Consider the following 12498-nt stretch of genomic DNA (forward strand, 5'->3'; position numbering starts at 1 on the left):
ACCAGACGCCCGATCTACGAGCTCCCTGGCGCTAAACCGATGGCGGCCGACAGGGTAAAAGGGGGCGCGCCGGCCTCCGCGGCCGGACCGCGCCCCGTCCTGATCAGCCCGCGATCGGTCCGCCGCGCGTGGAGGCGATGCCGCCATCGCAGACCACCGTGGTGCCGACGACATAATCACCGGCGCGCGAGGCGAGGAAGATCGCCGTGCCGGCCATGTCTTCAATTGTCCCGACGCGGCCCGATGGCACCGCCTGGGAAACCAGATCGGCATGATCGCGCGCGACCTTGTTCATTTCCGAGGCGAAGGCGCCCGGCGCGATCGCGGTCATGACGATATTGTCGCGCACCAGTTCCAGCGCCATGCGCTTGGTGAGATGGATGATGCCGGCCTTGCTGGCGGCGTAGGAATAGGTCTCGAGCATGTTGACGGAAATGCCGTCGACCGAGCCGATATTGATCACCTTGGACGGCTGTTCCTTGCTGCCACCGGCCTTCAGCGCACCGAACAGGGCCTGGGTCAGGAAGAAGGGCCCCTTCACATTGACGTCCATCACCTTGTCCCAGCCATTTTCCGGGAATTCGGCAAAGGGCGCGCCCCAGGCAGCGCCCGCATTATTGACGAGAATGTCGAGCTTGCTCTCCTGCTTGAGGAATTGTGCCGCCAGTTCGCGGCAACCCTCGACGCTGGAGACATCGCCCGGGATGGCGACGCACTCGCCATATTGCGACAGCTCCTTGGCCGCCTCGAGACACGGCCCCGCCTTGCGCGCCGAGATATAGACCTTGGCACCCGCCCGCAGATAACCCTCGGCGATCATTGCCCCGATGCCGCGCGATCCGCCAGTGATAAGAGCCACACGGCCTTTGAGAGAGAAGAGGTTGTCCATGCTCATGATCGGTCTCGCTGATTGGGCGCGGCGGGAGGTGTGGCGGCGCGGATTGGAAGAACGGGTTTGTCGAGCATGGATTAGCGTGAAGGGCGCGGGGCGTCCAGTTGAGATGTGGGTATGGGAAGAGATTGCGGCGAATTTCACTGAACCTCTCAAAACCCTCCGCCGTCATCCCAGACGGATGCCCGCGCATGCGGGGGGCAGATCAGGGATCACAAGCTGTTGGCTTATAGGAAAATGAAGGCCCCCTGCTCCGCCGGGTCCGGCAGCACATCCGCCACGCTGACCCGTTCAAAATCGTGCATCTGGTCGAGATAGGCATCGAAACAGGCCTTGTGGGGGACGCCGACGATGGCGAGGGCGTCTGCGCCGCGAACCGCTCTTTGACATCGCACAGACGCGCAGCAAAACGGCATGGCCCCGATGGGAGCCATGCCGTGTGCAGTTTTCATAGTCTTGGTCAGAGCAGGCGAAATTCACCCGCTTTCAGAAACCCTAGCCACCCGCGGCGGTGCGGGCCCGCTTGCGCTCGAATTCCTTGAGGAAGATCTTGCGGATACGGATGGACTGCGGCGTCACTTCGACCAGCTCGTCATCATCGATGAACTCCAGCGCGAATTCGAGCGTCACCCGGATCGGCGGGGTCAGGACGATATTCTCGTCGGTGCCGGAAGCGCGCATATTGGTCAGTTTCTTGCCCTTGGTCGGGTTGACGACCATGTCGTCATCGCGGGCATTCACGCCAATGATCTGGCCTTCATAAATATCGGCCGCGTGACCGAGGAAGAGCTTGCCGCGATCCTGCAGGTTGAACAGCGAGAAGCCGGCCACCTTGCCATCGACCATGGAGACCATGGCGCCGTTGTGACGCTGGCCGAACCGGCCTTCGGTGCGCGGGGCATAGTGATCGAAACTGTGGAACAACAGGCCCGTACCCGAAGTCAGGGTCAGGAATTCGGAACGGAAACCGATCAGGCCACGGGTCGGGATGACATAGTCCAGGCGTACCCGGCCATGCCCGTCCGGCACCATGTTCTTCAGTTCGGCGCGGCGCTGGCCGAGCTTTTCCATCACGCCGCCCTGGTGGATTTCCTCCAGGTCGATGGTCAGGGCCTCGTAAGGCTCGCACGATACGCCGTCGATTTCCTTGAGCACGACCCGCGGACGTCCGACGGCGAGCTCGAAGCCCTCGCGGCGCATGGTCTCGATCAGGATGGAGAGGTGAAGTTCACCCCGGCCCATCACGTTGAACTTGTCGGCATCATCCATCTGCTCGACGCGCAGGGCGACATTGTGGATCAGCTCGCGATCAAGGCGTTCCTTGATATTGCGGCTGGTCACGAACTTGCCCTCGCGGCCGGCAAACGGGCTGTCATTGACCTGGAAGGTCATCGACAGGGTCGGCTCGTCAACGGAGAGAAGAGGCAGGCCTTCAACATGGTCCGGATCGCAGACCGTGTCGGAGATTTTCAGCTTGTCGATACCGGTGAAGGTAATGATGTCGCCAGCCTGGGCCGCATCGATCTCGACGCGCTCGAGGCCGTGAAAGCCGTAGAGCTGAAGGATCTTGCCCTTTTGCAGCGTGCCATCAGCCTTGGCGACCGTGACCGCCTGGTTCTTGCGGACGGTACCACGGGCGATGCGGCCAATGCCGATAACGCCGGTGAAGCTGGAATAATCGAGCGCCGACACCTGCAGCTGCAGCGGACCATCACGGTCAACCGGCGGCTCGGGCGTGTACTCGGTGATCATCTTGAAGAGCGGCTCCATATCGGTGCCGATCTCGCCCGGATTGCTCGCGGCCCAGCCCTGCAGGGCTGAGGCGTAAACGACCGGGAAGTCGAGTTGTTCTTCGGTGGCGCCGAGGCGATCGAACAGGTCGAAGGTCTGGTCCAGCACCCAGTCAGGGCGCGCAGACGGACGGTCGGCCTTGTTGATCACGACGATCGGCTTGAGACCGCGCGCCAGGGCTTTCTTGGTGACGAAGCTGGTCTGCGGCATCGGGCCGTCAACGGCGTCGACGAGCAGAAGCACGCAATCGACCATGGAGAGGACGCGCTCCACTTCGCCGCCGAAATCGGCGTGTCCGGGGGTGTCGACGATATTGATCGACCATTCGCCCCAGGTGACAGCCGTGTTCTTGGCCAGAATTGTAATACCGCGTTCTTTCTCCAGATCGTTGGAGTCCATCATGCGTTCGGATGTATTGGCGCGTTCGCCCAGCGTGCCCGACTGCTTGAGCAGCTGGTCAACGAGGGTGGTCTTGCCGTGATCGACGTGCGCGACGATGGCAATATTGCGCAGCTTGTCGAGGGACGCGCTCATGAGTGTAATCCTGCTTGGTGAAAAGGCGCGCCCTCATACGCCGCCCAGCCCGGCATGGCCAGAGTTTATTCCGCATGTTCTATGAGCGCTGCCGGAGCGGGGGCGGTGCCGGCGGGCTAATTCTCGCCTGTCTCGTCCGCGGATTGTCTCCGTGACGCCGGGTGGGCGCGGGCCAGCACGGCCCGCAGGACGTGGAAACCGAGCGAGGCCAACAGGACAGTCGCGAACAGGCACCACGCCCAGAAGCGCGCGGTGGCGCGTGTCGAGCTCAGGTCTACAACAGAGACGAAATACCAGGACGGGCCGCGAATCCGGCTGAAGGCGATCATGTTCTCGCCGCCGGGCACCACAAACACGCCGAACGGCCGCGGGTCCTCGCGAAGCATGAGCATGATCGCGTCGGGCTGCAGGCTCGCCTGGCCCTGGGCAGACGGCGCGAGGGCGCCGCGGGAGATGACGTCGCCATTGCGGTCAAACAGCAGGTTGACGCCGTGGGTCGGCGGCGTCGCCAAGGCCGATGTGAGGGTTTCGTTCATCGAGATCGATGTCCCGAATCCGCCCAGCAAGGCCTCACCTTCGCGCACGGGTTGCCGGCATGCGCTGGCCACACGGGCGCCGCCGTCGGAATACACAAAGCGCGACAGCCCGGTGCATTGCATCTCGCTATTGGGGTTCAGATGCAGATCGAACAGGGCCGCATCCTCGTCCCCGCGCAACTCGAAATCGGCCGGCGCATCGGCACGATAAAAGCTTAGCCGGTCCTCGCGACCGGGCGCGAAAATGACCATTCGCCGGTCCGGAGTGAAGAAATAGAGGCTGGTAAACCGGCCCAGAAAGGCCTCGCCGACGCTGCGAATGGTATGGAAGGCGGCCAGGTAGCGGCGCTTGTCCGTCTCGGTCATCTCGGCGCCGTCAGCGAGAAACGCGCCCACCCCGAAGACAATATCGCCGCCGGGCAGGCTGGCACCATCGAACAATTCCGGCGCACTGCGGCGGGTGCCGTCACCATAGAGCGGGAAGAGGCGGTCAAATTCGGCGTCGACCGGCTGACCCTGCAGAGAGTCCAGCCGGCGCCGGAATGCCAGCTCGGCGGACTGGTTCAGTGCGCGTGCATCCTCGAATATCTGCGCCTCGCGCTCCGAACGCACCTGGATATAGGCCTGCAAATGCTGGGCCTGCGCCGCTTCAAGCGCACCGGCGAGGATCTGGTAACCGGCGAAACCGGCCAGCGCTGCCAGCATGGCGCAAAGCGCCAGATGCATGACAGGAATCAAAAATGGCCGGCTCGACAAACCATTTCTCCGCATTGTTGTTGATCGCAACTTATTGACTCGCAATCCCTAGACGCAAGGCGCTAAGAATTCGTATCCACAGGGGGCAAGGCATCCCGGGCTCGCGCTTCCACCGGCTGATCATCCGGCAGGGACTCCAGCAGCAAGCTGGACAGGCGCTTGAGGCTGGCTTCGAATTGCCGGTGTTCCGGGGCGGTCAGGACAGCCCGGGCCCGGGTCGAGATGGTTTCGACCTGCGGGACCAGCGACTGGTAGACGGCCTCGCCGCTGGCGGTCAGGTGCAGATGACTGATCCGGCCATCATCCTGGGATGCTGTCCGGACCACCAGCCCGGCCTCCAGCAGGGCCTTGGTCGCCCGGCTGACGATTCCCTTGTCCATCGGCGTCACCGCGACCACTTCGGCCGCTGTACGCCCCGGCCGCTCGGCGATCGCGGCCATGACGCGCCATTGCGACAGGTTCAATCCCGCATCGCGCTTCACGATCGCCGCCGTGTGGCGCGAAATATGGTCCGCCAGCACCGTCAGCTGGTAGGGCCAATAAGTGTCGAGTTCGAGCACGCGCCGCGTGGCAGGAATGGTCCGGGCCTGGTTCATGCCGGCAAATTAGTTGTTTTCACAACTTGACGCAATAGCAACGACAATGATATTCCAACCACAGGCTGACATGGACTCCATGCGGCCACATCATTCATTCCGGGAGATAATTCATGGCCGATCTGTTCGAAAATCCTATGGGGCTGTGCGGCTTCGAATTCGTCGAATTCACGGCACCGCAAAAGGGCATTCTGGAACCGGTCATGGCCTCGATGGGCTTCACCCATATCGCCAACCACCGCACCAAGGATGTCCAGCTCTGGCGCCAGGGCGGCATCAACATGATCCTGAATTACGAGCCCAATTCGCCAGCTGCCTATTACGCCGCCGAACACGGCCCGTCGGCCTGCGGCATGGGTTTCCGCGTCCGCAATGCGGCTGAAGCCTACAAGCTGGCCGTCTCCAAGGGCGCCGAGCCGATCGACATGAAGACCGGTTTCAGCGAGTTGCGCCTAGCCGCGATCAAGGGGATTGGCGGCGCCTCGGTCTATCTGATCGACCGTTTCGAGGACGGCACCTCCATCTATGATGTCGACTTCGAATTCATCGAGGGCGTCGACCGTCACCCGGCCGGCTGCGGCTTCAACGTCATCGATCACCTGACCCACAATGTTTACAAGGGCCGGATGGATTACTGGGCGAACTACTACGAAAACCTCTTCAATTTCCGCGAGATCCGCTATTTCGACATCAAGGGCGAATATACCGGCCTCGTCTCGCGCGCCCTGACGGCGCCGGACGGCCTGATCCGCATTCCGCTCAACGAGGAAAAGGGCGAGAAAGTCGGCCAGATCGAGGAATATCTGCGCGAGTACAAGGGCGAAGGCATCCAGCACATCGCCTTCTCCTGCGATAACCTGATCGAATGCTGGGACCGTCTGAAAGCCTCCGGCGTCAAATTCATGCCGGCGCCGCCATCGACCTATTACGACATGCTCGACGACCGCCTGCCCGGCCATGGCGAGCCGGCCGACGAGCTGCGCCAGCGCGGCATCCTGCTCGACGGCACCACCGAAGGCGGCGAGCCGCGCCTGCTGCTGCAGATCTTCTCGGAAAAGGCGATCGGCCCGGTCTTCTTCGAATTCATCCAGCGCAAGCAGGATGAAGGCTTCGGCGAAGGCAATTTCGAAGCCCTGTTCAAATCCATCGAGGCTGACCAGCTCGCCCGCGGCGCCATCGACGCGGCCTAGGAGGCATCATGACCGTCAATCTCAAGCGCATCCACCACGTCGCCTATCGTTGCAAGGACGCACGCGAGACGATGGAATTCTACAAGCGCGTCCTCAACATGGATTTCGTGCTGGCGATCGCCGAGGACCAGGTGCCTTCCACCAAGGCGCCTGACCCTTACATGCACATCTTCATGGATGCCGGCATGGGCAATGTGCTCGCCTTTTTCGAACTGCCCAATTCACCGGAAATGGGCCGCGATGAGCGGACCCCGGAATGGGTCCAGCACATCGCCTTTGAAGTCGAAAACATGGACGCGCTGGAAGCGGCCAAGGCCCATATCGAAGCCGAAGGCCTCGATGTGCTCGGCCCGGTCAATCACGGCATTTTCAAATCCATCTATTTCTTCGACCCCAATGGTCACCGGCTCGAACTCGTCGCCAACACTGCCACCGAGGCCCAGATGAAACAGCTCCACGAGGTCGCCCCGGCGATGATCGAGGAATGGAGCCGCACCAAGCGCGCACCCAAACACGCCGCCTGGCTGCACGAGCAAGACTAGGCGAGAGCCTGACGCATTTCCCTCCCCCAGCCCCGGCCGCAATGCCGGGGCATTTTTTTGCGTCACCCTTGAAATCCTAGGCTTTTCATTTCCCAAACTCGACGAGCATGCTATTTCTCGCCTGACGGGGGAATGCACGCATGAATCGCTTCATAGGCGAATTGCTCAGACGGCACGTGCTGCGCGTTGCAGCGGCGTCTCTGATTACCGGCTGGCTGATCATGCAGGTGGTCTCCGTCATGACCCCCGGCGCTCAATCTTCCCGACTGGGTCGACGGTTTCTTTGCCGTCCTGCTGATCGCCGGCTTCCTCGACTTTGCCACCCGCTCGGTGATGGCGATTTCGAGTGTGATTGAGACATGACCCAATGACCAGTTTCCTCGCCGAACTTCGTCGCCGCAATGTTTTCCGCGTCGCCGCCGCCTATCTGGTGGTCGGCTGGCTGCTGATCCAGGTCTCGGCCCTGCTGGAGGCGAGCCTCGGCCTGCCGGCCTGGTTCGACGCCGTGGTGATCGGCTTTCTCGCTGTGTGCTTCCCGATCGCGGTCCTGCTCGCCTGGGCCTTCGAGATGACACCGGAGGGCATGAAGCTGACCGCCGCCGTGCCCGATGGCCAGAGCATCGCGCCGACCACAGGCCGCAAGCTGGACTTCGCGATTGTCGCCGCCCTGGCACTGATGATCGCCCTGATCGGCTGGCAGCAAATGGCGCCGCGCGCCGCAGGCCCGGCCCGCACCGTTGCGGGTGAAGGAACAAGCGCCTCGGTCGCAGTCCTGCCCTTCGTCGATCTCAGCCAGGCCGGTGACCAGGAATTCTTCTCTGACGGGATTTCCGAGGAAATCCTCAATGTTCTGGTCCGCATCCCGGGACTGGGCGTGGCGGGGCGCACCTCCAGCTTTGCCTTCAAGGGCCGCAATGAGGATTTGCGCGAAATCGGCGAGGCGCTCGGCGTCGATCATGTGCTCGAAGGTAGCGTGCGCCGCTCAGGTTCGCGGCTGCGCATCACCGCCCAGCTGATCCGCTCGTCCGATGGCTTCCATATGTGGTCGGAAACCTATGACCGCGAGATCGCCGATATCTTCGACATCCAGGACGAGATTGCCGCCGCCGTCGCGGACGAGCTGGCGCTCTCGCTCGGGATTGACTGGCATCCGGCCGCGCATGACCGGACCAGCGATATCGAGGCCTATGAGCTCTTCCTTCAGGCCCGGCAGCTCTATTTCCGGCGCGGTCAGCGCAATCTCGAGGAGGCGGCGCTTTTGCTGCACGAGGTCGTCGCCCGGGACCCCGAGTTTGCGCCGGCCTGGATCGCCCTGGCCGGGGTGTATTCGGTGTATGAGTCGTATCAGCCGAATGACAGAATTGGTGATTATCCCTATTGGCGCCGCATCGGCCTGGCGGCGGCGCGGCGGGCGGCAGAACTCGATCCGCAGTCGGGCGAAGCGCAGACTTATATCGGCAGCTTTCTGGCCAACCAACATCAATGGATCGCGGCCTATCAGGCCTTTAATCGGGCCGTTGCACTCGAACCGCAAAACGCATCCGTCCTCGACATCTTTGCCCAAAAACTCATCGATACCGGCTACCCCGTCGAAGCCCGGGCACTGGCGGCTCGCGCCGTCGCGCTCGACCCTCTGGTGCCGATCTATCACAACACGCTGGGCTGGGCCTCGATGGAGCATCCCGACTATGGAGGCGAGGCGGCACTCGAGGAGTTTCGGCTGGCGCGCGCGCTCGGACCTGACCTGCCCTTCAGCTATAACAACGCCTTGCGAGTCCTGTTCAACCACGGACGGCGCGAGGAGGCCGAACAGATTTTTGAAGAGATATTGCGTCAAGGCATCTATCCTCCAGAGGCCCGGGAGCCGATTGATCGCCTCATGGAAGCTTGGGCGGCCGGTGACACGGCGCTGCGCGCCCTGCCGCCGGACCACACATTCTGGCGTTCAGGGATTGCTATCCTGCTGGATGATGTGGATATGGCCCTGGCGACAGCCGAAGCGAACTGGGCAAGGGAACCGCGACCCGGTCTCGGCCTGATCCTTGGCCTCGAAGCCAATTACCGCAATGATCCGCGCTGGCGCCAGCACATCCGCGACATCAACCTGCTTGAGCTCTGGCAGGTGCGCGGCTTCCCCGAGGGGTGTCAGGCGCTTGGTGCTGATGATTTCCAATGCGAGGCCTTGCCGATCCGATGATCCTCTCCCGCATCATCCACCATCTGAAGACCCAGAACTGGACCGCCGTCGGGCTTGAATTCCTGATCGTCATTCTTGGCGTTGTGATCGGCTTCCAGGTCACCGAGTGGAACACGCAACGTCAGGCCATCGCACGCGCCGAACTCCTCACCACGCGGCTGATCGAGGATTTGCGCAATGAACAATGGCGGGTGGAAGGCAATGCGTTTTACTACGCCCAGGTCTCCGACAACGCACAGCGCGCGATTGATGCACTGGAAGGGCGGCGGTCGGTCGATGACGAGACCCTGGTCATCGAGGCGTTTCGGGCCACCCAGATATTCAGCTTCCCCATCATCAGCACGACCTATGCGGAGCTTGTCGCAACCGGGACCATCAGTCTCGTCGCCGATGATGCGCTGATGATCGCGGCGGTTGAATACTACGAAAGCGGAGCCGACGTTCTGAGTTTTCAGGATCGCGACCGGACTTACCGTTCCACTTTTTTCCAACTCGCTGACCGGGCCCTTGTTGAGGCACTTGCCGACAACTGCGCCGAACCGCGCACAATGGGCATTGGCGATTATGCCGCGCTGCCGGAAATACTCGACTTCCCCTGTGACATCGACGGCCATGACGCGGCGGTCACAGCGCTGGCCGGACGCCTTCGGGGCAATCCCGCCATCCTGCCGCTGCTCCGCCAACGCGCCGTCGAGACCTTGGTCGAGAGCCGGTCACAAATCTACTGGCGAACCCTGTTCGGGCAAGTCCTTCCACCCGTGGAGGTGTCCGAATGATCCTCGCCCGCATCACCGATGCCTTGCGCGCCCAGAACTGGACCGCCATCGCGCTGGAATTCCTGCTGGTCCTCTCCAGCGTCGTGCTCGGCTTCCAGGTCACCGCCTGGAATGAAGCGCGCCACGACCGCCAGGAAGCGACGCTGATGGTCGCGCGTGTCGCTGACGAGCTGGAGCAATCACTGCAACTGGTCGAGGCTGAGCTTCCCGTAGCCGAAACACTCGTCGAGGCAACCGGCCGGGCCCACACCCTGCTGATCTCCGGCGCGCTCGATGAGAGCAACCGGACCGAATTCGAGAACAGTTTTTCGGCCGCAATCACGATGGCCGAAGTGCGGCTCCACAAGTCCGCACTCGAAGTATTCCAGAATTCAGGCGCGGCGAATTCAGGCACTCCGGCGGACTTGCGGCTGGCGATCGCGCGGTATTATGAATTCGTGCTGATCGAACGGGAGCAGGACCTGCTCCTGCTGTCCGACTTCACCGTGCTGGCCGGCGATCTGTTCGACCAGATTGATGTCGATACCGACTATTTTTCGACCGGCCACATCCGCGGTGACCTGGCGCCACTCAATGACAATCCCGCGCTGGCGCGCACCCTGCTGCAGATCAATCTGCGGCAGCAGGTTCAAGTCTACCGCCTCGAAGCCATCCGCGACGAAATCCTGGCATTGCGCGATCTGATCGCGGCAGAGGCTGGCGGTGGGGATGGGTAAGACCCGTCGAAGGTGGGGTGCCCCGCATCACACCAGCCCGCCCCGCTGCACCCCGTCACCCGGCTCGGTCAGCCATTCGCCCTCGCTGCGGACATTGCCGACCGCCTTGTTGGCCTCATGGATGGTAATCGCCTCCGACGGCGCGCCCTTGAGGATGAGCTCGATATCGGCGGTGTGGGGTTCCAGCCAGGGCTGGCAATCCTCCGGCCGCAACATGACCGGCATGCGGTTATGGACGCGCTTCATCGCCTCATTGGCCGGGATGGTCAGAATGGTGAAACTGTCGATCACTGCGCCCTCGATTTCGGCCCGGTCCCACAGCCCGGCCATGCCGAACCAGTCCGTGTCCTTCATCCCGATAAACCAGGGCTGTTTGGCACCCTTCTCGCCGGTCCATTCGTAGAATCCGACCGCCGGCACGATGCAGTGATGGCGGCGGAAGGCATGGCGGAAACTGGGCAGATCGGCCGCGGTTTCGGCCTTGGCGTTGAAGGTGGAATATTTCATCTCGCTCAAGGGCTTGTGCCAGAAATGCGGCACCAGACCCCAGCGCGCCATCGCCATCTCATTGCCGATTTCCTCATCGGTGCGCTGACGGATGATCGGCGCGAGCTGGGTCGGGGCGACATTCCAGCGCGGCTCGAGATTGGTCGCCGCCTGCCGGAGCTTGAACGTCTCCTGCAGGATCCACCACTGCAGCTTGCCGATGGCATAACGTCCACACATGGGGAGAGGTTAGCCGAAATCAGGGCCGCCTTGCCATCATTGTGCAGGTCTGACTGACAGGGCGTAATCGATATAGAGGGAGAGTTCCATGGCACCGGCCCGTTGCCAGTGAACGCCGCCTTCAAGCCCTGAAACCTCGATGGTGAAATCATCTCCGAAGGCAGCGGCGGTGCGGTGAGCATCGGCGGCAATGGCGGCAATGATCTCGTCACGATAGCGCGCCGGGCCACCGGTGACCGTCAATTCCCAGTCATTCGTGTTGAGCATTTCGGTGCGCCCGACCACCCGCGTATTTTCGATGAAATCATTGATCCGCGCCGTGGTGGCATCCACCGTATCCTCCGGCGAAATCGCCGTTGTGGCCATAATCACCACTTCACTGGTATCGGTGCGGCCGCGCCCGGTCCCGATCGGCAATGAATCGATCATCGTCTCGTCGAAATCGACAATCAACTGGTCGCCGATATCATTGCGGTCCACCAAAAGGCCGATTGCGACATTGGAACTCTGCCGTCCCGCCCGGACCAGATTGCGCAGCGTGTCACGCAATTCCCGCAGGCGCTGCGCCTCTTCCCGGGTATCGCAGACGACACGCACCCGGACCGAAATCGCGTCCGCCCGGCGCTCAAGCCGGACACTGGGCACAAAATCACTTTCATAATCGGCCATCCGCGACCCGGTCACGACGATCACGTCATCGCTCTGCAGGGCAAAGCCCGGTGCGGTGAGGGCAAAGGCCATGACGATGGCCGACAGACATGCGCGCATTGTTTCTTCCCCCAACTCAAGAGCGATCAGGCTAGCCGATATTTCCACACCAGGCCAGCCAGCACAAAATCCGCCACGGCGCCGCCGCCTGGCGTTATTCGGGAATACGGGCGGGCCAAAAGACCCGGATTTTTTTAGCGCTTTAACTTGGAGAGAGCCTCATGGCCCGCCCGTACGCGGTGGTGTCGGCCCTTACCAACGGGCAATCTTACCCTCGAACACATCCGGAGCCGGCGGAGAAGCACAGGATATCATTTCAGCCTGCTGTCATGTCTGCCGGTTACCCGTATCAGCCCACCCTGGCTCTGGTTCCGCTGGACCGGTCGTCACCCGATCCTCACCATCCCCTAGGGACACCGCACCCCACCCACGTCACCGAACGGTCCGGAACGCCCCGTTGCGGGAGGAGATGCGTGGAGTATGCGCCAGGCCTGGAGGGAGAGGATAAGTTGGGTTTTTATCGTCATCCCGACGAAAG

The 12498-nt window shown here is 62.2% G+C and carries 12 protein-coding genes; 5 read left to right on the forward strand and 7 right to left on the reverse strand.

Annotated elements, in window-relative coordinates; translation table 11 throughout:
* Positions 1-103 precede the first annotated feature (103 nt).
* From ACN0YF_RS08695 to ACN0YF_RS08715, 5 genes are all read right to left on the reverse strand, one after another.
* The gene (locus ACN0YF_RS08695) at positions 104-895 is read right to left on the reverse strand and encodes an SDR family NAD(P)-dependent oxidoreductase (protein ID WP_417494076.1); all 792 of its coding nucleotides are present in this window, start codon (positions 893-895) and stop codon (positions 104-106) included.
* 224 nt (positions 896-1119) lie between these two features.
* Positions 1120-1326 carry a hypothetical protein gene (locus tag ACN0YF_RS08700; RefSeq protein WP_417494077.1) on the reverse strand — a complete coding sequence of 69 codons (207 nt, stop codon included), beginning with the start codon at positions 1324-1326 and terminating at the stop codon, positions 1120-1122.
* 61 nt (positions 1327-1387) lie between these two features.
* Positions 1388-3217, reverse strand: coding sequence for a translational GTPase TypA (gene typA / locus ACN0YF_RS08705; RefSeq protein WP_417494078.1), 1830 nt, complete (start codon positions 3215-3217; stop codon positions 1388-1390).
* A gap of 116 nt (positions 3218-3333) precedes the next feature.
* Positions 3334-4479, reverse strand: a complete 1146-nt coding sequence (locus tag ACN0YF_RS08710) for a hypothetical protein (protein WP_417494079.1) — start codon at positions 4477-4479, stop codon at positions 3334-3336.
* 92 nt (positions 4480-4571) lie between these two features.
* On the reverse strand, positions 4572-5105 hold the full coding sequence (locus tag ACN0YF_RS08715) for a MarR family winged helix-turn-helix transcriptional regulator (RefSeq protein WP_417494080.1): 534 nt from the start codon (positions 5103-5105) through the stop codon (positions 4572-4574).
* Positions 5106-5218: 113 nt separating this feature from the next.
* Between ACN0YF_RS08715 and hppD the strand changes: the two genes are divergently transcribed.
* The 5 genes from hppD (at position 5219) to ACN0YF_RS08740 (ending at position 10526) form a co-directional block, all read left to right on the forward strand.
* On the forward strand, positions 5219-6295 hold the full coding sequence (hppD, locus tag ACN0YF_RS08720) for a 4-hydroxyphenylpyruvate dioxygenase (protein ID WP_417482972.1): 1077 nt from the start codon (positions 5219-5221) through the stop codon (positions 6293-6295).
* A gap of 8 nt (positions 6296-6303) precedes the next feature.
* Positions 6304-6837 (forward strand): VOC family protein, encoded by a 534-nt coding sequence (locus tag ACN0YF_RS08725; protein ID WP_417482971.1) that lies wholly within the window; start codon positions 6304-6306, stop codon positions 6835-6837.
* Positions 6838-7204: 367 nt separating this feature from the next.
* Positions 7205-9034, forward strand: a complete 1830-nt coding sequence (locus ACN0YF_RS08730) for a hypothetical protein (RefSeq protein WP_417494081.1) — start codon at positions 7205-7207, stop codon at positions 9032-9034.
* The gene (locus tag ACN0YF_RS08735; protein WP_417494082.1) at positions 9010-9810 is read left to right on the forward strand and encodes a hypothetical protein; all 801 of its coding nucleotides are present in this window, start codon (positions 9010-9012) and stop codon (positions 9808-9810) included. The genes ACN0YF_RS08730 and ACN0YF_RS08735 overlap by 25 nt, the downstream gene beginning before the upstream one ends.
* Positions 9807-10526, forward strand: a complete 720-nt coding sequence (locus tag ACN0YF_RS08740; RefSeq protein WP_417494083.1) for a hypothetical protein — start codon at positions 9807-9809, stop codon at positions 10524-10526. The genes ACN0YF_RS08735 and ACN0YF_RS08740 overlap by 4 nt, the downstream gene beginning before the upstream one ends.
* Positions 10527-10553: 27 nt before the next feature.
* On the opposite strand, the gene ACN0YF_RS08745 is transcribed toward ACN0YF_RS08740, so the two are convergent.
* Together ACN0YF_RS08745 and ACN0YF_RS08750 are read right to left on the reverse strand one after the other, a co-directional pair.
* A complete protein-coding gene (locus ACN0YF_RS08745) occupies positions 10554-11252 on the reverse strand; it encodes an SOS response-associated peptidase (protein WP_417494084.1) in 699 nt (232 codons plus the stop codon).
* Positions 11253-11288: 36 nt separating this feature from the next.
* A complete protein-coding gene (locus ACN0YF_RS08750) occupies positions 11289-12020 on the reverse strand; it encodes a hypothetical protein (protein WP_417494085.1) in 732 nt (243 codons plus the stop codon).
* Between the last annotated feature and the right edge of the window lie 478 nt (positions 12021-12498).

This window comes from Maricaulis sp., assembly GCF_048270265.1.
In the GTDB taxonomy this organism is placed as follows: Bacteria; Pseudomonadota; Alphaproteobacteria; order Caulobacterales; family Maricaulaceae; genus Maricaulis.